Source organism: Actinomycetota bacterium, assembly GCA_004297305.1.
In the GTDB taxonomy this organism is placed as follows: Bacteria; Actinomycetota; Actinomycetes; order S36-B12; family FW305-bin1; genus FW305-bin1.
In genome coordinates, this window is the sequence record SCTR01000002.1 from 213,166 (window position 1) to 234,755 (window position 21,590).

A 21,590-nucleotide genomic window follows, 5' to 3' on the forward strand; every position below is an offset into this window, starting at 1 on the left:
CGGCCGCCCGCCGGTCCCGTTGCGACAGTCCCGTCCCAGAGAGGTCCCGATGCTGCGCATCGCCCTGCCGAACAAGGGCCAACTGGCCGAGCCGGCCCGCCAGATGCTGCAGGAGGCCGGGTACCTGCGCAGCGTGGGAGTCCGCGACCTGGTCGTCCAGGACCCGGACAACGACGTGGAGTTCTTCTTCCTGCGGCCGCGTGACGTGGCGACGTACGTGGGGGCCGGCACCCTCGACGTCGGCATCACCGGCCGGGATCTGCTGCTGGACTCTGCCGCGGACGCCCGGGAGGTCCTGGCGCTGGGGTTCGCCGGCTCCACGTTCCGGATCGCTGCCCCGCCCGGCGCTCTGACGTCGCTGGCGGACCTGGCCGGCAAGCGGATCGCGACGTCGTTCGTCGGGGTCCTGCAGCAGTGGCTTGACTCGCGTGGCCTGGCCGCCCACGTGGTGCGGCTGGACGGGGCGGTCGAGAACGCGGTCCGGCTCGGGGTGGCCGACGTGGTGGCCGACGTGGTCGACACCGGAACGACGCTGCGGCTGGCCGGCCTGGACATCGTGGGGGAGCCGCTGCTGGTCAGCGAGGCGCTCGTGGTGCGGCCCAGCAGCGCGCCGGCGGACGCGGCGGTGGACACGTTCATCCGGCGGCTGCAGGGCGTGATGGTCGCCCGCAGCTACGTCCTGGTCGACTACGACATGCGGGTGGAGCTGGTCGAGAAGGCCTGTGCCATCACCCCCGGCTTCGAGTCGCCGACCGTCTCACCGCTGCACGACAAGGGCTGGGTCGCGGTCCGGGCCATGGTTCCCAAGCCCGACATCCACCGGGTCATGGACGACCTGTACGACCTGGGCGGCCGGGGGATCCTCGTGACGGCGATCGCCGCCTGCCGGCTCTGATCGGTATGCCGACCCACCCCGACGCGCGCGCCGCGGACCTGCCGGCCGGCGGTTCGGGCCGGCAGATCCCCGATCCGGGCTTCGGATCCGACGACGGGTCACCGGATCCGGCCCTGCGGGATGCGCTCGCCCGGCACGCTCGAGGCGCCGCGAGTGCGTACGACGTCGTCGCGGCGCTCGCGGCGACGCGGCTGCTGGTGCCCGTCGTCGCCGTCCTGGACTCCGTCCAGGACGAGGTCGCCGAGCCGGTCGCCGGCGCCGCGGCACTGCGGCGGGAGAAGGACAGTCACCTGGCCACCGCGAGCCTGCTGCAGCCTGACGGACGCCGGGCGCTGATCGCGTTCACCGGGCTCGACGCGATGGCGGCCTGGGACGCCGCGGCCCGGCCCGTCGCCGCCAGCGCCGCCCGGGCGGCCGCGGCAGCCTTGCAGGACGACAGCGACGCGATCGTCCTCGACCTCGGCGGGCCGCACCCGTTCGCCGTGCCGGGGGCGGCGGTTGCCGCGCTGGCCGACGGCCGGCCCTGGTATCCGATCCACGCCGACCCACAGGTGCGCCGCGGGATCGAGGCGGTTGTGGCCGGGCTGCCCGGCGTCCACGGCGTGTCGATCGAACGCGGGACGGGCGACGTGGAGTTGCTGGTGACCCTCAGCCACGATCCGGCGATGTCACCGGCGGCGGTGGTCGACGTGGCGACGCGGGCCGGTCACGACGTGGCGACGCTGCCGGTGGTGCGGCAACGGTTGACCGGCAGCGCGGCGATCGCCGTACGACCCGCCTGAGCGCCGGCGCAGCCGCCGTACGACCCGCCTGACCGGCGGCGCGGCCGCCGGATGACCGGCGCGGCTCGCCGGCACATGCCGACGCGCTTCAATCGGATGGATCTTTCTGCCACCCTTCGGTTGCGGGCCCGCGGCGCCCGCCTGAGACCTCCGTCCCCGGGAGTCATCGTGGCCCGCAAGCTGATCGCGGAGTTCGTCGGCACGTTCGCTCTGGTGTTCCTCGCCGTCGGTGCGGCGGTCTTCGGGATCACCGGCCCCGTCGGCGCCGGCTCCGGACCGGGCTCCGGGACGCTGGGTGTGGCCGCCGCCTTCGGTTTCGTCCTGGTCTTCGCGGCCTACGCGATCGGGCCAATCTCCGGCTGCCACATCAACCCCGCCGTGACCATCGGCATGGTCGTCTCGCGCCGGATGTCCGTGGTCGAGGCGGTGCCGTACTGGGTCGTGCAGTTCCTCGGGGGCATCGCCGGCGGCGCGCTGCTGAAGCTGTTCGTCAGTTCCTTCGACGTCAAGGACCAGACCGGCGCCCTCGGGACCAACGGCTGGGGCCCGCACATCAACGGCGTCGGTGCCTTCGTGCTCGAGGTCGTGCTGACCGCCGTCTTCGTGTTGGTCATCCTGCTGGTGACCGAGAAGGTTGCCGCACCGGGCTTCGCGGGCCTCGCGATCGGCGGGGCGCTGCTGGTCGTCCATCTGGTCGGGATCCCGCTCGACGGGACCTCGGTGAACCCGGCCCGCTCGCTCGGCCCGGCGCTGTTCGAGGGCGGCACGGCTCTGTCCCAGGTCTGGTTGTTCATCGTGGCGCCGCTGGTCGGCGGCATCGTCGCCGCGCTGATCTGGTACGTCGTCCGGGTGCCCGACCAGCCGGTCGACGCGGCGCCGAGCTGGGCGCCGGAGTACGAAGGAGCTCCCGAGGCGTTCGAGGGCGGCACCAAGGAGGTCTGAGACGCGGCCTGGCCGGGGCGACAAGTCGGTCAGCGGCTCGCTGTCAGTGGACCGGGCCGGTCAGCCGCTCGCCCGGACCCTGACCGGTGGCGTCCGGGATGGCAGACGCCTCCCGGAACGCCTGCTGCAACGCTTTCAGGCCGTCCCGCAGCGGAGCGGCGTGAGCGTTGCCCAGATCCGGTGCACTGGCGGTCACCAGGCCCGCGAGGGCCTGGATGAGGATCCGCGCCTCGGCCAGATCGCGCTCCCGGTGGGCTTCGGGGCCCTCGCCGAGACCGCACTTCACGGCCGCCGCGCTCATCAGGTGCACCGCGACGGTGGTCACGACCTCGACCGCAGGAACGTCGGCCAGGTCGCGCTCGGCGGCGGCCGCCAGCTGCTCACCCTCGCCCGGGGCGGCGCCGCTAGCTGTCTCGCCATCAGCCGTGCCGCCCGCAACCATGCTGGTACCCTGTCAGACTGACCGCCCCGGCCTCACCGCCGGGTCTGCAAAGCGGAGCCCCCTCGGTTCCCACCTTCGACCGCTCGACAAGGTCGCGGGTCCGGTCGCCGGTTGCTCGCCAGGCGTGCTCGACAGCGCCGCGCGAGCGGGTCGGTCGTCCCGGTCGAGGCCTCCGCGCGCATCGTGCGGAGGCCTTCGTCGTGGAGGGGCCTGCGCGCCCGAAGTCGATCCTCCACCCACTGCGAGCAAGGAGGCGCTATCAGCGTCGAACCACGGATCAACGATCGGATCCGCGTCCCCGAGGTGCGGCTCGTCGGTCCCAACGGCGAGCAGGTCGGCATCGTCCGCATCGAGGATGCGCTGCGACTGGCGGGTGAGTCCGACCTCGACCTGGTCGAGGTGGCGCCGCTGGCCAAGCCCCCGGTCTGCAAGCTCATGGACTACGGCAAGTTCAAGTACGAGTCCGCCATGAAGCTTCGTGAGGACCGCAAGAAGCAGGTCAACACGATCATCAAGGAGATGAAGCTCCGGCCCAAGATCGATCCGCACGACTACGAGACCAAGAAGGGTCACGTCGTGCGATTCCTCAAGGCCGGGGACAAGGTCAAGATCACGATCATGTTCCGCGGGCGGGAGCAGTCCCGGCCGGAACTCGGCTTCCGGCTGCTGCAGCGGCTGGCCGAGGACGTGGCCGACCTGGGGTTCGTGGAGTCCAACCCCAAGCAGGACGGCCGCAACATGATCATGGTCCTGGCCCCGCACCGGAAGAAGACCGAGGCGAAGGCCGCACTGGCGGCCGAGAAGCTCGCCGGGGTCCAGGCCGCCGCCGAGGCCTGACCGCATCACGCGGCGGGCCCGCGGTACGAGGCCGGCCGGCGCCACAGCACGGCGAGCAAAGCACGGCTGGACGAGAACGACTGGACGAGAACGGCAGCAGGACCCGCGTACGACGGACACGAGGAGAGCGGCGCAATGCCGAAGAACAAGACGCACAGCGGCACCAAGAAGCGGTTCAAGGTCACCGGCTCCGGGAAGCTGACCCACGAGCAGGTCAACCGCCGCCACCTGCTGGAGGGCAAGTCCTCCAAGCGGACCCGCAAGCTCGCCCTCGACCAGCAGGTCGCGCCGGCCGACGTCAGCAAGGTGAAGCGGCTCCTCGGCATCTGAGCAGCGCGCCGTCCGCACCGGCCGGCCAGCGCATGTCCCGGCGCCGTCCACGGCGCCCCGTCGTACCCCGGGTCGGCCCGCAGGTCCGATCCCGATCGATCGAGCAAGGAGTTCGCAGTGGCACGGGTGAAGCGGGCGGTCAACGCCCAGAAGAAGCGTCGTGAGGTCCTCGAACGTGCCAGTGGCTACCGCGGGCAGCGTTCCCGGCTGTACCGCAAGGCCAAGGAGCAGGTCACTCACTCGCTGGTCTACGCGTACAACGACCGCCGCAAGCGCAAGGGCGACTTCCGGCAGTTGTGGATCACCCGCATCAACGCCGCGGCGCGGGCCAACGGCCTGACGTACAACCGCTTCATCCAGGGGCTGAAGGCGGCCGGCGTCGAGGTCGATCGCCGGATGCTCGCCGAGCTCGCCGTCAGCGACGCCGCTGCCTTCACCGCGCTGGTGAACGTGGCGCGCGAGGCGCTGCCGGCGGACGGCGCCGCCGCCTGACGCCGCGTCCGAACGCCGACGCCGCGGCTGCCCCTCGACGGTTCGCGTGACTGCCGCCGACCTGACCAACCCCCGCTCGACCCGGGTGTCGCGGCTGGCGCGGCTGGCGTCGCGGTCCTGGCGGGACAAGCAGCGGCGTTTCCTGGTCGAGGGGCCCCAGGCGACGATCGAGGCGCTGGCGGCCGGTGCGGTCGAGGACCTGCTGGTCACTCCGGCAGCGCTGTCCCGGCACCCGGGCCTGCAGGCCGCCGGGGTGCGGCTCACCACCTGCTCCGACGACGTCATCGCCGCGGTGGCCCAGACCGTGACGCCGCAGGGCGTGGTCGCGGTATGCCGGTTCCTCGACGTCGGGCTCGATGAGGCGCTGCGGCGCCGGCCCCGGATGGCCATCGTGCTCGACGCGGCGCGGGACCCGGGCAACGTCGGCACCGTGATCCGTACCGCCGACGCTGCCGGGGCGGAGCTGGTCGTGCTGGGTGCGGGAAGCGTCGACCCCTACAACGGCAAGTGCGTGCGCGCCACCACCGGCTCGATCTTCCATTTGCCGATCGTCACCGGCGTCGCCGCCGCGGCCGCCGTCGCCGCGTTGCGCGATGCGGGCCTACAGGTGTTCGCCACCGACGGAGCCGGGCCGGTCGACCTCGACGAGCTGGCCGACAGCGGCCGGCTCGCCGCCCCCACCGCCTGGCTGATCGGCAACGAAGCGCACGGGCTGCCCGCGACGACCGCCGCCGCCGCCGACGCGGTCGTCGCGGTCCCCATCCACGGCCGGGCGGAGAGTCTCAACCTGGGCGTGGCGGCGGCGGTGTGCCTGTACGCGAGTGCCCGGGCCCAGCGTGTGCGGCCCGGGTTGCCGGCGCCGGTCGGGCCACAATGACGGACGGTACGACGACCTCACGGCGGTCGAGGCGCCCGCGACGCTCGCGTGGGTGCCCACCTGGAGCAGAACGGAGACGGCGTTTCCGATGACGACGATGAGCCCGGCGGCCTACACGACGCTGCCGATCCTGGACGCCACCGGCTATGCCGTGCTGGACCGCTACGACCAGGCCGCCGACCCGGCCGAGTGGCTCGATCTGGAGTTCGTCGACTGGAAGTCCAGTGGCGACACCCGTTTCAGCCCGCTGGCCTCGGCGTACGGCGACCTGGAATGCGACGGCTTCTGGAACCACACCCCGCCGAAGACGGACAAGGACGGCGTGTGGGTGGCCGCCAACGTCGCCCGGGCACCGCGGCTGGTGGCGCGCGCCACGGAGCCCGGCGCGAACATCGGCCGCTGCCGGGTCATCGAGTTGCAGCCGAACTCGTACGCCGACTCGGTGTACAACCTGCACCGCGACGACAACAACCGGCTCAACCCCGAAGGCACGGGGTGGATCGTGCGGGCGTTCTTCAACCTCACCGACGACCCGGACTCGGTGATGGTGTTGCGGGAGTCCCGTGACGACCCGGCCACCGAGACCCGCATCCCGTTGCCGGCCGGTTCGCAGGTGCTGATCGACACCCAGCGGCTCTGGCACGCCGTCTGGCACCCGGGGCCCGGGCCGCGCTACAGCCTCATCACGTCGTACGAGTCCGGTCCGTCGTTGCAGGACTGGGTCGGCCGGTATCACGGCCAGGACCGGGTGGCCTCGGTCCCGCTGCCGGCGGACGTGATCGCCGCCGCCGAGCACGAGGCCGCCAGCCGGCGGGCAGCGCGCGCAGCCGCGCTCGGCCTGTCCGGCGCGACGCCGGGGTCCGACATGATGTCGGAGGCCTGAGGGCGGTCGAGCCGGCCCCCCTAGACTGCCGGCCACCCGCCTCCGCCCGGCTCGGCGCAGGCCGGGACCGCTGTCCCCGAGCACGAAGGTGCGTCGTGTCCGCCCCGAACAAGTCCTACGACCCGGTCGAGGTCGCGGCCCTCGCCCCGGCGGTGATCGACGGGAACGTCGCTGCTGCGTTGGCGGCCATCGCCGCCGCAGGCGACCTCGACGAACTCAAGGCGGTCCGGCTGGCGCACGCTGGCGACCGCTCCCCGCTGGCGCTGGCCAACCGGGAGATCGGGGCGTTGCCGCCGGCGGCCAAGGCCGACGCCGGCAAGCGGGTCGGCAGCGCGCGCCGCACGGTCGCCACCGCCGTCGAGGCCCGCGAGGCGGAGTTGGCTGCGCAGCGCGATCAACGGGTGTTGATCGAGGAGGCCGTCGACGTCACGTTGCCCTACGACCGCGATCCGCGCGGTGCCCGCCACCCGCTGACGACCTTGCAGGAGCGGATCGCCGACGTGTTCGTCGCGATGGGGTACGAGGTGGCCGAAGGTCCCGAGGTCGAGGCGGAGTGGTTCAACTTCGACGCGCTCAACCTGGGGCCGGATCACCCGGCGCGGTCGATGCAGGACACCTTCTTCGTCGGCAGTCCCGATTCCGGTGTGGTGCTGCGGACCCACACGTCGCCGGTCCAGATCCGGTCCCTGCTCACCCGCGAACTGCCGGTCTACGTCGTGTGCCCCGGCCGGGTGTACCGCACCGACGAGCTGGACGCCACGCACACCCCGGTGTTCCACCAGGTCGAGTGCCTCGTGGTCGACGAGGGCATCACCATGGCGCACCTGAAGGGCACGCTCGACCACTTCGCCGCGGCGATGTTCGGACCGGGCCTGCGGACCCGGCTGCGCCCGTCGTACTTCCCGTTCACCGAGCCGTCCGCCGAGGTCGACCTGCAGTGCTTCGTCTGCCGGGGCGCCTCGGTCGGCGACGACGAGCATCCCTGCCGTACCTGCGGCAGCGAGGGCTGGATCGAGTGGGGCGGCTGCGGCATGGTCAACCCCCGGGTGCTGGTGGCCGCCGGCGTGGACCCGGACCGCTACAGCGGCTTCGCCTTCGGCATGGGGATCGAGCGGACGCTGATGTTCCGCCACGGGGTCACCGACATGCGCGACATCGTCGAGGGCGACGTCCGCTTCACCCTGCCGTTCGGGCTGGAGGCCTGATGCGCGCCCCGTTGTCGTGGCTGCGCGAGTTCGCGGCGCTGCCAGCCGACGTCACCGGCCGGCAGCTCGCCGACCGGTTGATCCGCGCCGGGCTCGAAGTCGAGACGGTGGACCGGATCGGTGCCGGCGTGAGCGGGCCGGTGGTCACCGGACGGGTCGTGGCGATCGAGGAGCTGACGGAGTTCGCCAAGCCGATCCGGTACTGCGGTGTCGACGTCGGTCCGGCGTACGGCGGGACCCGCGGGATCATCTGCGGCGCAAGGAACTTCACCACCGGAGACCTTGTCGTCGTCGCACTGCCGGGTGCGGTGCTGCCGGGGGGGTTCGCCATCGGCGCGCGCCGGACGTACGGCCGCACCTCCGACGGGATGATCTGCTCGGAGCGCGAACTCGGGCTGGGCGACGATCACGCCGGGATCCTGGTGCTGCCCAACGGGTCGGCCGACCCCGGCGACGATGCGGGCCCGCTGCTCGGGATCGGTGACGAGGTCCTCGACATCGCCGTGACACCCGACCGTGGCTACTGCCTGTCCATCCGCGGGCTGGCCCGCGAAGCCGCGACGGCGTACGGCGTGGCGTTCACCGACCCCGGCACGCAGCTGGTCGACCTCGGCGAACCGAGCCCCGGCGGCCAGCCGCACCCGTGCGCCAGTGAGGACCTGGCGTCGTGCGACCTGTTCACGCTACGCACCGTCGTCGGGCTGGACCCGGCGGTGCCGACCCCGCCGTGGCTGCGGCGCCGGCTACGCGCGTGCGGGGTGCGGCCGGTGTCCCTCGTGGTCGACGTCACCAACTACGTGATGCTGGAGACCGGGCAGCCGCTGCATGCGTTCGACCTGGCCGCGCTGCGCGGGCCGGTGACCGCGCGCCGCGCCCGCCGCGGCGAACAGCTGCAGACCCTCGACCACGTCGTGCGAGACCTGGATCCCGACGATCTGGTCATCGCCGACGACCGGGGTGCGATCGGGTTGGCCGGCACGATGGGTGGCGCTGACACGGAGATCGGCCCGGCCTCGACCGCGGTGGCGCTGGAGGCAGCGCACTTCGCCGCCGCAGTCGTCGGGCGGATGTCGCGCCGGCATCGGTTGTCCAGCGAGGCGTCGCGCCGCTTCGAGCGGGGTGTGGACCGCGTGCTGGCACCGTACGCCTCGGCCCGCGCCGTGGCGCTGCTGCTGGAGCTCGCCGGCGGTTCGTACCTCGGGATGACCGGGGTCGAGGCGCCCGCCGAGCCGACGGTCATCACGTTGCCGCCCGATCGGCCCTCGGCGGTCGCCGGGTTGGCGATCGGCGTCGCCGACGTGATCGGCCACCTGCGCGCGGTCGGTTGCGACGTCACCGCGGGCCACGGGTCGCCCGAAAGGGACGGTTCCCTGGCGGTGACGCCCCCGCCGTGGCGGCCCGACCTCACCGATCCGGCGGATCTGGTGGAGGAGGTCATCCGGCTCGTCGGGTACGACGAGGTGCCCGCCAGCCTGCCGGTCGCGCCGGCCGGCCGGGGACTGACCCGCGGGCAGCGGCTGCGGCGGCGCGCGGGGACGGCGCTGGCCGGCGCGGGCTACGTCGAGGTGCTGTCGTATCCGTTTGTCGGGCCGGCGGAGCTGGACGCCATCGGCCTGCCGGCCGGCGACCCACGCCGTCGCGCGCTGCTGCTGGCCAACCCGCTGCGGGCCGAGCAGCCGGCGATGCGGACCACGCTACTGCCGGGTCTGCTTGCGACGTTGCGGCGCAACGTCAGCCGGGGCAGCGACGACATCGCGGTGTTCGAAGCCGGGCCGGTGGTGCTGCTGCGCGAGGGTCAGGATCCGGCGGGCCCGACCGGTCCGCCGCGCCCGGCGGTGTCCGGCCGGCCGGCGGCCGCGGAACTGGAGGCGATCCAGGCGCTGCTGCCCGACCAGCCCCGCCACCTCGCGGTCGCCTTGTGCGGCAACAGGTCTCCGGCGGGCTGGTGGGGGGAGGCGCGCCCGGCCGGCTGGGCCGACGCCGTGGCGGCCGCGACCACCGTCGCCGATGCGGTCCGCGCGCCGTTGCAGGTCCGCGCCGGCACCGATCCGTCGTTCCATCCGGGGCGGTGCGCCGCGCTGGTCGTCGCGGATGCGGTCATCGGGCACGCCGGGGAACTGCACCCGCGCGTCGTCGCGGCGCTCGGGCTGCCGCCGCGGACCGCCGCCATGGAGCTGTCCTTCGACGCGCTGGTCGCCGCGGCAGCCGATGTCGCGGCGGCCCCGGCAGTGGGGACGATGCCGGTGGCCAAGGAGGACGTCGCGCTGGTCGTGCCGGCAGAGGTGCCGGCAGCAGCGGTGATCGACGCGCTGCGTCACGGCGGCGGTGAGCTGCTGGAGTCGGTGCGGCTGTTCGACGTCTACACCGGGTCCCAGGTCGGCGAGGGCCGTCGGTCGCTCGCGTTCGCCCTGCGGTTCCGCGCGGCCGACCGGACGCTGTCGGCTGCCGAGACCGCGGCGGCGCGTGACGCGGCGGTGGCCGAGGTGACCCGTCGCCACGGTGCCGTGCTGCGCAGCGCCTGACGCTGCATTCGCATATGCGTATACTGCGTCCGTGACTCTGACTGCGGCCGTCGCCGGCGCGTCCGGCTATGCCGGCGGGGAACTCGTCCGACTCATCAGCGCCCATCCGCAGCTGCGGCTGGGACCGGTCACCGCTGCCGGCAACGCCGGGCAGCCGCTGACCGCCATCCATCCGCAGCTGGTCGACCTGGCCGGGCTGCAGCTGGTCGCGACGAACGCGGACACCCTCGCCGAGGCGGACCTGGTGTTCCTCGCCCTGCCGCACGGCGAGTCCGCGGCGATCGTGCGGGCGCTGCCGGCCGACCAGCCCGTGGTGGACCTGGGCGCGGACTTCCGACTGGCGGATCCGGCCGCCTGGGCGACGTACTACGGCACGGATTCGCATGCCGGACAGTGGCTTTACGGCGTACCGGAACTGCCCGGCCGCCGTGCGCAGCTCGCGGCCGCGACCCGTGTGGCGAACCCCGGGTGCTACGCCACGGCCATCGAGCTGGCGTTGGCCCCGGTGCTGGCCGCCGGGCTGGTCGAGCCGGACGACGTGGTCGTGGTCGCCGCGTCCGGCACCTCCGGCGCGGGCCGCAAGCCGACCGAACGACTGCTGGCCAGCGAGGTCATGGGCTCGATCAGCCCGTACAAGGTCGCCAGCCACCAGCACACGCCGGAGATCGAGCAGGCGCTGACCGAGGCCGCCGGGACGCCGGTCACCGTCGGCTTCACGCCGCTGCTGGCACCGATGCCCCGCGGCATCCTCGCCACGTGTACCGCGCGGCTGGCGCCGCAGGTCGGCGAGGACGTGCTGCGCGAGGCCCTGCACGCCGCGTACGCCGCCGAGCCGTTCGTGCACGTGCTGCCGGCCGGCAGCTGGCCGAGCACCGCGGCGACGCTCGGCTGCAACAGCGTGCACCTGCAGGTGGCCGCGGATCTGCACGCCGGTCGCGCCGTGATCGTCGCTGCGCTGGACAACCTGGTCAAAGGCGCTGCGGGCCAGGCGATCCAGAACGCGAACCTGATCCTGGACCTGCCGGAGACCGCCGGCCTGGCCGTCCACGGGATCGCCCCGTGACCGTCACCTCGCCACGGGGTTTCCGCGCCGCCGGTATCAGCGCCGGGCTGAAGTCCACCGGCGCCCTCGACGTCGCGCTGGTGGTCAACGACGGGCCGCTGCAGACGGCTGCGGCGGTCTTCACCGCCAACCGGGTCAAGGCGGCCCCGGTGCTGTGGTCGCAGCAGGTCCTCACCGCAGGCGAGCTGCGCGCGGTCGTGCTCAACTCCGGCGGCGCCAACGCGTGCACCGGGCCCGACGGGTTCGCCGACACGCACCACACCGCCGAGCGGGTCGCGGAGGGGCTGGGCTGCGGGGCCGGCGAGGTCGCGGTCTGCTCGACCGGGCTGATCGGCGTCCGGCTGCCCATGCCGTTGCTGCTGCCCGGAGTCGACGCCGCGGTGGCCGCCCTCGCCGGCGACGGCGGCCCGGAAGCCGCCCTGGCGATCATGACCACGGACTCGGTCCCGAAGACGGCCGACGCCGAAGGGTCCGGTTTCGGCGTCGGTGGCATGGCCAAGGGCGCGGGCATGCTCGCGCCGGGTCTGGCGACGATGCTCGTGGTGCTCACCACCGACGCCGTCGCCGACGCCGCCACCCTCGACCACGTGCTGCGCGCCGCCACCCGGACGACCTTCGACCGGGTGGACTCCGACGGGTGCATGTCGACCAACGACACCGTCGTGCTGCTGGCCTCGGGCGCGTCCGGTGTGACGCCGTCGCCGCAGGAGCTCGCCGCCGCGGTCCACGCGGTATGCGCCGACCTGGCGTTGCAGCTGGTGCACGACGCCGAGGGCGCCACCAAGGACATCCGCATCGACGTGACGGGCGCAGCCACCGAGGACGACGCGGTGCTCGTCGGCCGCGCGGTGGCCCGCAGCAACCTGTTCAAGTGCGCGGTCTTCGGCGAGGACCCCAACTGGGGCCGGGTGCTGGCGGCGGTGGGCACCACCGACGCCACCTTCGACGCCGAGGCCCTGGCGGTCGCGATCAACGATGTCTGGGTCTGCCGCGACGGGGCCGCCGGCGACGACCGCAGCGGCGTGGACATGTCCGGCCGCCTGGTGACCGTGACGGTCGACCTGGGCGCCGGCCAGGAGCGGGCCACGATCTGGACCAACGACCTGACGTCGCAGTACGTCCACGAGAACTCGGCGTACTCGACATGAGCGCCCCGGGCACCGACGATCCCGCCGGCAAGGCCGCGGTCCTGGCCGCCGCGCTGCCGTGGCTCAAGCAGTTCCACGGCGCGACGGTCGTGGTGAAGTACGGCGGCAACGCGATGGTCGACGACGAACTCAAGCGGGCGTTCGCTGCCGACGTCGTGTTCCTGCGGCTTGCCGGGCTGCGCCCGGTGGTCGTGCACGGCGGCGGTCCGCAGATCAGCGCGATGCTCGACCGGCTCGGCATTCCGGGGGAGTTCCGCGGCGGTTATCGGGTCACCACCCCGGAGGCCATGGACGTCGTGCGGATGGTGCTCACCGGCCAGGTGCAGCGCGACATCGTGGGCCTGCTCAACGCCCACGGCCCGTGGGCAGTGGGGATGTCCGGCGAGGACGCGCAGTTGTTCGGGGCGCAACGGAGATCGGCACTGGCCGACGGCGTTCCGGTCGATATCGGGCTGGTCGGCGACGTGACCGAGGTCCGTCCCAGTCTCGTCCACTCGTTGCTGGCCCAGGGGCTGATCCCGGTGGTGTCGAGCATCGCGGTGGATGCCGGCGGCCAGATCTACAACGTCAACGCCGACGCCGCGGCGGCCGCACTCGCGGTCGCGATAGGCGCGCAGAAGCTGGTGATGCTCACCGACGTCGAGGGCCTGTACGCCGACTGGCCGGCTCGCAGCGATGTGGTCAGCACGATCGACGCCGACGCACTCGCGGCGCTGCTGCCGTCGCTGGACAGCGGCATGGTTCCGAAGATGGCGGCGTGTCTGGAGGCCGTGCGAGGCGGCGTACCGCAGGCCCATGTCATCGACGGGCGGGTACCGCACAGCATGCTGCTCGAGGTGTTCACCGACACCGGCGCCGGGACGATGGTGGTGCCGGCGCCGCGCGCCGACACCGGGGAGACCTCGTGACCACCACGGCGGACCTGCAGCGACGCTTCGACGCGGTGATGATGCCGAACTACGGCACACCGCCGGTCGCGCTGGCGGCAGGCCGGGGCTGCCGGGTCGTCGACGTCAACGGCCGCGAGTACCTCGACCTGTTCGCCGGGATCGCCGTGAGCTCGCTCGGCCACGCGCATCCGGCGATCGTGGAGGCGGTCAGCAGGCAGGTGGCGACGTTGGCGCACACCAGCAACCTGTTCGTCCACGAACCCGGAGTGGCGCTGGCCGAGCGGCTGGTGGGCCTCCTGGACGCAGCAGTACCCGGCGGTGCCGATGCCCGGGTGTTCTTCTGCCAGGACGGCACCACGGCGAACGAAGCGGCGTACAAGCTGGCCCGCCGGCACGGCCGGGCGCTGGACCCGTCCGGTGGCCGGCTTCAGATCGTCGCGGCGGAGCGCGGCTTCCACGGCCGGAGCATGGGCTCGTTGTCGATCACCGGCAACCCGCCCAAGCGGGAGCCGTTCGCGCCCCTGCCGGGACCGGTGACCTTCGTGCCGTACGGCGACGCGGCGGCGCTGGCCGCCGCGGTGACCGAACGCACCGCGGCGGTGTTCCTGGAACCGACGCTGGGGGAGAGCGGGGTGATCCCGCCGCCGGCGGGGTACCTCGCGGCGGCTCGTGCGGCCTGCGATGCCACCGGGGCGCTGCTCGTCGTCGACGAGGTCCAGTCCGGCATCGGGCGTACCGGGGCCTGGTTCGCCAGCCTGGACCAGGGCGTCGTCCCCGACGTGATCACGCTGGCCAAGGGTCTGGCCGGCGGACTGCCGCTGGGGGCCTGCCTGGGGATCGGTGCGGCCGGCCGGCTGTTCCACCCCGGCGACCACGGGTCGACCTTCGGCGGGAATCCGGTGTCCTGCGCGGCGGCGCTGGCGGTGATCGACACCATCGACCGCGACGGGCTGCTCGCCGCGGTGCGCGACGTCGGGCAGCAATGGGCGGCGGCGTTCGACTCCGTCGAGCATCCGCTGCTGGCCGGTCACCGCGGCAGCGGCCTGTGGCGGGCCCTGGTGCTGCGCGACCCCCGGTCGGGCGCGGTCGAAGCGGCGGCCCGAGCTGCCGGCTTCCTGGTCAATGCGGTGGCGCCCGATGCCATCCGGCTCGCCCCCCCGCTGGTACTGACCGCCGCGGAGGCCCGGTCCTTCAGCGACGCGCTCCCGGGCATCCTCGACGCCGCCGCTGCCGGTGGTGGGTCGTGACCGCCCCGAAGACCAGGACCGCTCGCCGGCAGCGGATCGTCGACCTGCTCGGCAGTCGGCCGGTCGTCTCGCAGGCTCAGCTGGGCCAGCTGCTGGCCGCCGAGGGGTTCGCCGTCACGCAGGCCACGGTGAGCCGGGACCTGGACGACCTGGGGGCGATCAAGGTCGACGGCCCGGACGGTGTGGCGGTCTACGCCGTCCCTGCCGACGGCGGCGATCCGCCGGCGGGCGACCTCGACGCGGCTGGCCGTGGCCGGCTCGCCCGGGTCGCCGCGCAGCTGCTGGTCAGCGCCGACCACTCGGCCAACATCGTCGTGCTCCGGACGCCCCCCGGGGCCGCGCAGTACCTCGCCTCGGCTCTGGACCACGCCGTCCTGCCCACGGTGATCGGGACCGTCGCCGGCGACGACACCGTGCTGCTGGTCACGCGTGACCCGCAGGGGGGTCAGCAGGTGGCGTCGGCCATCCTGGACCTCGTCCGCCCCTCGTCCGCCACGCGCTCCGCGCGCCGCACCACAGGAGAAGCTTCGTGACCGACCGTGTCGTGCTCGCCTACTCCGGAGGTCTGGACACCTCCGTCGCCATCGGCTGGGTGGCCGAGGCCACCGGCGCGGAGGTGATCGCCTGCGCGGTCGACGTGGGCCAGGGCGGGGAGGACCTGGAGGTCATCCGCGAACGGGCGCTGGCCTGCGGTGCCGTCGAGGCCGAGGTGGCCGACGCGCGCGACGAGTTCGCCGAGCAGTACTGCATGCCGGCGCTGCGGGCGGACGCGCTCTACATGGACCGGTACCCGCTGGTGTCGGCGCTGTCGCGGCCGGTCATCGTCAAGCACCTGGTGGCCGCTGCTCGCAAGCACGGCGCCGGGATCGTCGGGCACGGCTGCACCGGCAAGGGCAACGACCAGGTCCGCTTCGAGGTCGGCATCACCAATCTCGCGCCGGAACTGACCTGCATCGCGCCGGTCCGCGACCTGGCCATGACCCGGGACAAGGCCATCGAGTACGCCGAGAAGCACCAGCTGCCGATCGACGTGACGAAGAAGTCGCCGTACTCCATCGACCAGAACGTCTGGGGGCGGGCCGTCGAGACCGGCTTCCTCGAGGACATCTGGAACGCGCCGATCGAGGACGTCTACTCCTACACCGCCGACCCCGCAGCGGCCCGGCCCGCCGACGAGGTCGTCATCACCTTCGACCGGGGTGTCCCGGTCGCCCTGGACGGGACCCCGGTCACCCCGCTGCAGGCCATCGAGCAGCTCAACGCCCGGGCCGGCGCCCAGGGCGTGGGCCGGCTCGACATGGTCGAGGACCGGTTGGTCGGCATCAAGAGCCGCGAGGTGTACGAGGCGCCCGGCGCGATCGCCCTGCTGGCCGCCCACAGCGAACTGGCCAACGTCACCGTGGAGCGTGACCTCGCCCGGTTCGGCCGCGGGGTCAGCCAGCGGTGGACGGAACTGGTGTACGACGGGCTGTGGTTCAGCCCGCTCAAGCGGGCGCTCGACGGCTTCCTGGACGACCTCAACGAGCACGTGTCCGGGCAGGTGCGGCTGACGCTGCACGCCGGCCGCGCCGTGGTGACCGGCCGCCGCAGCCCGGAGTCGCTCTACGACTTCAACCTCGCCACCTACGACACCGGCGACACCTTCGACCAGGCCGCCGCCAAGGGTTTCGTGCAGATCCACGGGCTGGCCAGCACCATCGCCGCGCGTCGCGACCTGCAGCGCGGTGGCAGTGCCTGAGCCGACCGCCGGACCCACCCGGCTGTGGGGTGCCCGGTTCGCGTCCGGTCCCAGCGCCGCCATGGCGGCGCTGTCGCTGTCGGTGCACTTCGACTGGCGGCTCGCGCCGTACGACGTGCTGCAGTCGCAGGCACACGCCCGGGTGCTGCAGCGGGCGGGGCTGCTCACCGTCGCCGAACGCGACGACATCCTCGCGGCGCTGGACGCCCTGGCCGTCGACATCGCGACCGGCGCCTTCATGCCGACCCCCGACGACGAGGACGTGCACACCGCCGTCGAACGCGGACTGCTGGAACGACTCGGCCCGCTCGGTGGTCGGCTGCGCGCCGGGCGCAGCCGTAATGACCAGGTCGCCACCGACCTGCGGCTGTACCTGCGGGACCAGGCCCGCGCCGTGGCAGGCGAGATCCTGGCGCTCTGCGACGCGCTGCTGGGTCAGGCCGACGCCGCCGTCGACAGCCCCGCCCCGGGTTTCACCCACCTGCAGCACGCCCAGCCGGTGTCCTTCGGGCACGAACTGGCCAAGCACGTCCACGCACTGAGCCGCGATCTGGACCGGCTGCGGGACTGGGATCGCCGTACGGCGCTCTCACCGCTGGGCGCCGGGGCATTGGCCGGTTCGTCGCTCGGGCTGGACCCGGCGTTGCCGGCGGCCGAACTCGGTTTCGACGGCGTCGTGGCGAACTCGATCGACGCGGTCAGCGACCGGGACTTCGTCGCCGAATTCCTGTTCGCGCTCGCCCTGCTCGGGGTTCACCTGTCCCGGCTGGGCGAGGAGGTCTGCCTGTGGGCCTCGCGGGAGTTCGGCTGGGCCCGGCTCGACGACGCCTGGTCGACCGGGTCGTCGATCATGCCGCAGAAGAAGAACCCTGACGTCGCCGAACTGATCCGGGGCAAGTCCGGCCGGCTCATCGGCGACCTCACCGGGTTGCTCGCCACGCTCAAGGGCCTGCCGTTCGCCTACAACCGGGACCTGCAGGAGGACAAGGAACCGGTGTTCGACGCGCTCGACCAGGTCCTGCTGGTGTTGCCCGCCGTCACCGGGATGATCGCGACGCTGCGCTTCGACACCCAGCGGATGGCAGCCGCCGCGCCGGCGGGTTTCGCGCTGGCCACCGACATCGCCGAGTGGCTGGTCCGGCAGGGCGTGCCGTTCCGCGACGCACACGAGATCGCCGGCGGCTGTGTGCGGGTCGCCGAGGACCAGGGCAAGGAGTTGTGGGACCTCACCGACGCCGAGCTGGCCGGCGTCTCGGCCCAGCTGACCGCCGACGTCCGGTCGGTGCTGTCGGTGCACGGGGCGCTGGCATCCCGGGCGTCGGTCGGCGGCACGGCCCCGGCTCGGGTGCGCGAGCAGCTGGCCGGGCTCGGCCAGCAGCTCGACGCCGCGCGCGCCTGGGCTGCGGACAACCCCGTCCCGCTGCCGCCGCAAGGGACCGCCGGGCCGCGGTGAGTGCGGCCCGTGCGCCTGGCGGCCGCGTGCTCGGGCGGTCGGCGTACGCCGGGCCGGTGCTCGAGGTCGCCCGGTCGCTGCTGGGCCGGATCGTCGTCCACGACACCCCCGCCGGCGTGGTCGCGGTGCGGCTGACCGAGGTCGAGGCGTACGCCGGTACCGGCCAGGACCCCGGTTCACACGCGCACCGCGGACCCACTGCCCGCAACGCCGCCATGTTCGGTCCGCCGGGTCACGCCTACGTCTACTTCAGCTACGGCATGCACTGGTGCCTGAACCTGGTCACCGGGCCGGCCGGCTCGGCCTCGGCGGTGCTGCTGCGGGCCGGCGAGGTGGTGGCCGGGTCGAGCCTCGCGCGCCGCCGGCGACCGGCCGCCCGGCAGGACCGTGACCTGGCGCGCGGGCCGGCGCGGCTCGCGACCGCGCTGGGGGTTACCGGCGCCCTGGACGGCGCGGACCTGTGCGGCGGGGGACCGCTCGCCGTACGCCGTGGACACCCGGTCGCCGACGGCGACGTCGGCTGGAGCCCGCGGACCGGGGTCGCCGGGGCCGGGGCGGCCGTACCGTGGCGCTGCTTCGTGCTCGGCGACCCGACGGTCAGTCCGTACCGTCCCGCCGTCGGGCGTACCAGGCCCGCAGGCCAGGATGTCCCCTCGTGAGCAGTGAGGGCGCCGGCCAGGCGATCGCCGGCCACGACAGTGCCGGGCAGGGGATTCTGGCTGAGCTGCACTGGCGCGATCTGGTGGCGCAGAGCACCGACCGCGAGGCACTGGCCGCGGAGCTGGCCGCCGGTCCGGTCACCGTCTACTGCGGTTTCGATCCCACCGCGCCGAGCCTGCACCTGGGCAACCTCGCGCAGATCCTCACGTTGCGCCGCTTCCAGCTGGCCGGCCACCGCCCGATCGCCCTGGTCGGCGGAGCGACCGGGCTGATCGGCGATCCGAAGATGGCCGGGGAGCGCACGCTGAACCCGCAGGACGTCGTCGCGGCCTGGGGGGAACGGATCGGCGGTCAGCTTCGGCACTTCCTCGACCCGGACGGACCCAACGGCGTCCTCGTCGCGGACAACTACGAGTGGACACAGGGCCTGTCCACGCTCGAGTTCCTCCGCGACGTCGGCAAGCACTTCAGCGTCAACCGGATGCTCGACCGGGAGGCCGTCGCGGCCCGGCTGGCCGGTCCGGGGATCTCGTACACCGAGTTCAGCTACCAGCTGCTGCAGTCGCTGGACTACCTGGAGCTGTACCGGCGCTACGACTGCCGGTTGCAGACCGGGGGCTCCGACCAGTGGGGCAACATCACCGCCGGGGTGGATCTCGTCCGCCGCGTCACCGGCACGGCGGTGCACGGCCTGACCACGCCGCTGCTGACCAAGGCCGACGGGACCAAGTTCGGCAAGACCGAGAGCGGCACGGTGTGGCTCGACCCGGCGCTGACCTCGCCGTACGCCTTCTTCCAGTTCTGGCTGGCCAGCGACGACCGTGACGTGCCTGCCTTGCTGCGGATGTTCTCGGCACGGTCCGCCGACGAGGTCGCCGCACTGCAGCAGGCCACCGTCGAGCGGCCCGCGGCGCGCGAGGCGCCGCGGGCGCTGGCCGAGGAGATGACCACCTTGGTGCACGGCGCTGCCGCTGCGGCGGCGGCGGCCGCGGCCGGCCGGGCCCTGTTCGGGCAGGCCTCGCTGTACGAGATCGACGAGGCCACGCTGGCTGCAGCTCTGCAGGAGACCCCCTCGGTGAAGGTCGGCGGCGGCCAGCTGCCGGCGTACGTCGACCTGCTGGCCGCGAGCGGGCTGGTGGCCAGCAAGGCCGCGGCCCGGCGGACGGTGGCCGAAGGCGGGGCGTACCTCAACAACGAGCGGGTGACCGACGACACCTTCGTGCCCGGTCCGGCCGACCTGGTGCACGGCCGGTTCCTGGTGCTTCGGCGCGGCAGGCGCGCTGTAGCCGGTGTCGAGGTCGTCGCGCCATAGTCCTTGGGCCGCAGCCTGTTACGGCGGCGATCGCGGTACCGCTGGCCAGGATTTGACGGCGGTGCCGCGGCTGCGTAATCTCTCGCGAGCCGCCTGGACGGGAGCAACGGACACCGCGACGAGGATCCCTCGCCGTTGTGGCCGGTTCCGCCGGCGGACCCCCGCCACCGTTGCTGGGCCCACAGCTGTGGGGCGAGCGCGATGCCGGGGGGTGGGCCGGACCGGGATTTGACCCGGGAGGGCGCCACGGCTAAGTTAGACGAGTTGCCCTGACACCAGCCGGAAGGCTCCGGTGTCGGTGCGCGCCCGATCCTTGAGAACTCAACAGTGTGCCGAAAGTCAATGCCAAAAACCCCGTCAGGGGGGCTAGGCGCCGTGCCCGTCGGGTGCGGTCGCGGTCTCTCTGCGGAATTCCTTTGGTATGACAGAACTACAAGCTAGCTCTGTCTTGCCAGATCTATCTCTGTGATGGCGTGCGCTCCTTGAGCGCCCGTCGCAGGCAAGCATTCACGGAGAGTTTGATCCTGGCTCAGGACGAACGCTGGCGGCGTGCTTAACACATGCAAGTCGAGCGGTGAACCTCCTTCGGGAGGGGATCAGCGGCGAACGGGTGAGTAACACGTGGGCAACCTGCCCCTCGCTCTGGGATAACTCCGGGAAACCGGGGCTAATACCGGATACGACCTACTCGGACATCTGGGTGGGTGGAAAGATTTATTGGCGAGGGATGGGCCCGCGGCCTATCAGCTTGTTGGTGGGGTAACGGCCTACCAAGGCGACGACGGGTAGCCGGCCTGAGAGGGCGACCGGCCACACTGGGACTGAGACACGGCCCAGACTCCTACGGGAGGCAGCAGTGGGGAATATTGCGCAATGGGCGAAAGCCTGACGCAGCGACGCCGCGTGAGGGATGACGGCCTTCGGGTTGTAAACCTCTTTCAGCAGGGACGAAGCGCAAGTGACGGTACCTGCAGAAGAAGCACCGGCTAACTACGTGCCAGCAGCCGCGGTAATACGTAGGGTGCAAGCGTTGTCCGGATTTATTGGGCGTAAAGAGCTCGTAGGCGGTCTGTCGCGTCGGATGTGAAAACCTGGGGCTCAACCCCGGGCCTGCATTCGATACGGGCAGACTTGAGTGTTGCAGGGGAGACTGGAATTCCTGGTGTAGCGGTGAAATGCGCAGATATCAGGAGGAACACCGGTGGCGAAGGCGGGTCTCTGGGCAAATACTGACGCTGAGGAGCGAAAGCGTGGGGAGCGAACAGGATTAGATACCCTGGTAGTCCACGCCGTAAACGTTGGGCGCTAGGTGTGGGGAACCTTCCACGTTCTCCGTGCCGAAGCTAACGCATTAAGCGCCCCGCCTGGGGAGTACGGCCGCAAGGCTAAAACTCAAAGGAATTGACGGGGGCCCGCACAAGCGGCGGAGCATGCGGCTTAATTCGATGCAACGCGAAGAACCTTACCTAGGCTTGACATACAGGGAAATCTGGCAGAGATGCCAGGTCCGCAAGGGTCCTGTACAGGTGGTGCATGGCTGTCGTCAGCTCGTGTCGTGAGATGTTGGGTTAAGTCCCGCAACGAGCGCAACCCTCGTTCTATGTTGCCAGCGGATAATGCCGGGGACTCATAGAAGACTGCCGGGGTCAACTCGGAGGAAGGTGGGGATGACGTCAAGTCATCATGCCCCTTATGTCTAGGGCTGCACGCATGCTACAATGGCCGGTACAAAGGGCTGCGATACCGCAAGGTGGAGCGAATCCCAAAAAGCCGGTCTCAGTTCGGATTGGGGTCTGCAACTCGACCCCATGAAGTCGGAGTCGCTAGTAATCGCAGATCAGCAACGCTGCGGTGAATACGTTCCCGGGCCTT

General features: G+C 72.3%; 20 protein-coding genes and 1 rRNA gene. 20 read left to right on the forward strand and 1 reads right to left on the reverse strand.

The genetic code is table 11. From position 1 onward, the window contains the following. Positions 1 to 49 precede the first annotated feature (49 nt). From EPO13_01400 to EPO13_01410, 3 genes are all read left to right on the forward strand, one after another. A complete protein-coding gene (locus tag EPO13_01400; GenBank protein ID TAK71171.1) occupies positions 50 to 895 on the forward strand; it encodes an ATP phosphoribosyltransferase in 846 nt (281 codons plus the stop codon). Between the two features lie 5 nt (positions 896 to 900). Then, positions 901 to 1,677: an SseB family protein gene (locus EPO13_01405; GenBank protein TAK71172.1), complete on the forward strand. Its 777-nt coding sequence runs from the start codon at positions 901 to 903 to the stop codon at positions 1,675 to 1,677. A 96-nt stretch (positions 1,678 to 1,773) separates the two neighbouring features. Next, positions 1,774 to 2,619, forward strand: coding sequence for an aquaporin (locus EPO13_01410; GenBank protein ID TAK71173.1), 846 nt, complete (start codon positions 1,774 to 1,776; stop codon positions 2,617 to 2,619). Positions 2,620 to 2,662: 43 nt separating this feature from the next. Here the strand turns inward: EPO13_01410 and EPO13_01415 are convergent, their stop codons facing one another. Continuing rightward, positions 2,663 to 2,995, reverse strand: a complete 333-nt coding sequence (locus tag EPO13_01415) for a DUF1844 domain-containing protein (protein ID TAK71208.1) — start codon at positions 2,993 to 2,995, stop codon at positions 2,663 to 2,665. 276 nt (positions 2,996 to 3,271) lie between these two features. On the opposite strand from EPO13_01415, the gene EPO13_01420 reads away from it, so the two are divergent. The 17 genes from EPO13_01420 to EPO13_01500 all read left to right on the forward strand — a co-directional run. Next, positions 3,272 to 3,898, forward strand: coding sequence for a translation initiation factor IF-3 (locus EPO13_01420; GenBank protein TAK71209.1), 627 nt, complete (start codon positions 3,272 to 3,274; stop codon positions 3,896 to 3,898). A 135-nt stretch (positions 3,899 to 4,033) separates the two neighbouring features. After that, positions 4,034 to 4,228 carry a 50S ribosomal protein L35 gene (locus EPO13_01425; protein ID TAK71174.1) on the forward strand — a complete coding sequence of 65 codons (195 nt, stop codon included), beginning with the start codon at positions 4,034 to 4,036 and terminating at the stop codon, positions 4,226 to 4,228. Between the two features lie 117 nt (positions 4,229 to 4,345). After that, entirely contained in the window at positions 4,346 to 4,720 is a 375-nt protein-coding gene (locus EPO13_01430) for a 50S ribosomal protein L20 (GenBank protein TAK71175.1), read from the forward strand. A gap of 46 nt (positions 4,721 to 4,766) precedes the next feature. Continuing rightward, complete coding sequence (locus EPO13_01435) at positions 4,767 to 5,597, forward strand: RNA methyltransferase (GenBank protein TAK71176.1); 831 nt, start codon at positions 4,767 to 4,769, stop codon at positions 5,595 to 5,597. A gap of 97 nt (positions 5,598 to 5,694) precedes the next feature. Beyond that, on the forward strand, positions 5,695 to 6,480 hold the full coding sequence (locus tag EPO13_01440) for a hypothetical protein (protein TAK71177.1): 786 nt from the start codon (positions 5,695 to 5,697) through the stop codon (positions 6,478 to 6,480). A gap of 95 nt (positions 6,481 to 6,575) precedes the next feature. Beyond that, positions 6,576 to 7,685 (forward strand): phenylalanine--tRNA ligase subunit alpha, encoded by a 1,110-nt coding sequence (locus EPO13_01445; protein ID TAK71178.1) that lies wholly within the window; start codon positions 6,576 to 6,578, stop codon positions 7,683 to 7,685. Beyond that, positions 7,685 to 10,207: a phenylalanine--tRNA ligase subunit beta gene (locus EPO13_01450; protein ID TAK71179.1), complete on the forward strand. Its 2,523-nt coding sequence runs from the start codon at positions 7,685 to 7,687 to the stop codon at positions 10,205 to 10,207. Before EPO13_01445 ends, EPO13_01450 begins: the two co-directional genes overlap by 1 nt. A gap of 31 nt (positions 10,208 to 10,238) precedes the next feature. Next, positions 10,239 to 11,270, forward strand: a complete 1,032-nt coding sequence (locus tag EPO13_01455) for an N-acetyl-gamma-glutamyl-phosphate reductase (GenBank protein TAK71180.1) — start codon at positions 10,239 to 10,241, stop codon at positions 11,268 to 11,270. Beyond that, positions 11,267 to 12,418 carry a bifunctional glutamate N-acetyltransferase/amino-acid acetyltransferase ArgJ gene (argJ, locus tag EPO13_01460; protein TAK71181.1) on the forward strand — a complete coding sequence of 384 codons (1,152 nt, stop codon included), beginning with the start codon at positions 11,267 to 11,269 and terminating at the stop codon, positions 12,416 to 12,418. The genes EPO13_01455 and argJ overlap by 4 nt, the downstream gene beginning before the upstream one ends. Continuing rightward, positions 12,415 to 13,326, forward strand: a complete 912-nt coding sequence (argB, locus tag EPO13_01465) for an acetylglutamate kinase (protein ID TAK71182.1) — start codon at positions 12,415 to 12,417, stop codon at positions 13,324 to 13,326. Before argJ ends, argB begins: the two co-directional genes overlap by 4 nt. A gap of 38 nt (positions 13,327 to 13,364) precedes the next feature. Further along, complete coding sequence (locus EPO13_01470; protein ID TAK71210.1) at positions 13,365 to 14,555, forward strand: acetylornithine transaminase; 1,191 nt, start codon at positions 13,365 to 13,367, stop codon at positions 14,553 to 14,555. Then, complete coding sequence (locus EPO13_01475) at positions 14,552 to 15,088, forward strand: arginine repressor (protein TAK71183.1); 537 nt, start codon at positions 14,552 to 14,554, stop codon at positions 15,086 to 15,088. Before EPO13_01470 ends, EPO13_01475 begins: the two co-directional genes overlap by 4 nt. After that, the gene (locus EPO13_01480; protein TAK71184.1) at positions 15,085 to 16,293 is read left to right on the forward strand and encodes an argininosuccinate synthase; all 1,209 of its coding nucleotides are present in this window, start codon (positions 15,085 to 15,087) and stop codon (positions 16,291 to 16,293) included. The genes EPO13_01475 and EPO13_01480 overlap by 4 nt, the downstream gene beginning before the upstream one ends. A gap of 61 nt (positions 16,294 to 16,354) precedes the next feature. After that, a complete protein-coding gene (gene argH / locus EPO13_01485) occupies positions 16,355 to 17,746 on the forward strand; it encodes an argininosuccinate lyase (protein ID TAK71211.1) in 1,392 nt (463 codons plus the stop codon). Positions 17,747 to 17,772: 26 nt separating this feature from the next. Next, positions 17,773 to 18,405 carry a DNA-3-methyladenine glycosylase gene (locus EPO13_01490; GenBank protein TAK71212.1) on the forward strand — a complete coding sequence of 211 codons (633 nt, stop codon included), beginning with the start codon at positions 17,773 to 17,775 and terminating at the stop codon, positions 18,403 to 18,405. A 53-nt stretch (positions 18,406 to 18,458) separates the two neighbouring features. After that, positions 18,459 to 19,718, forward strand: a complete 1,260-nt coding sequence (locus EPO13_01495) for a tyrosine--tRNA ligase (GenBank protein TAK71213.1) — start codon at positions 18,459 to 18,461, stop codon at positions 19,716 to 19,718. A gap of 507 nt (positions 19,719 to 20,225) precedes the next feature. Next, positions 20,226 to 21,590, forward strand: a 16S ribosomal RNA gene (locus EPO13_01500); the annotation flags it as partial.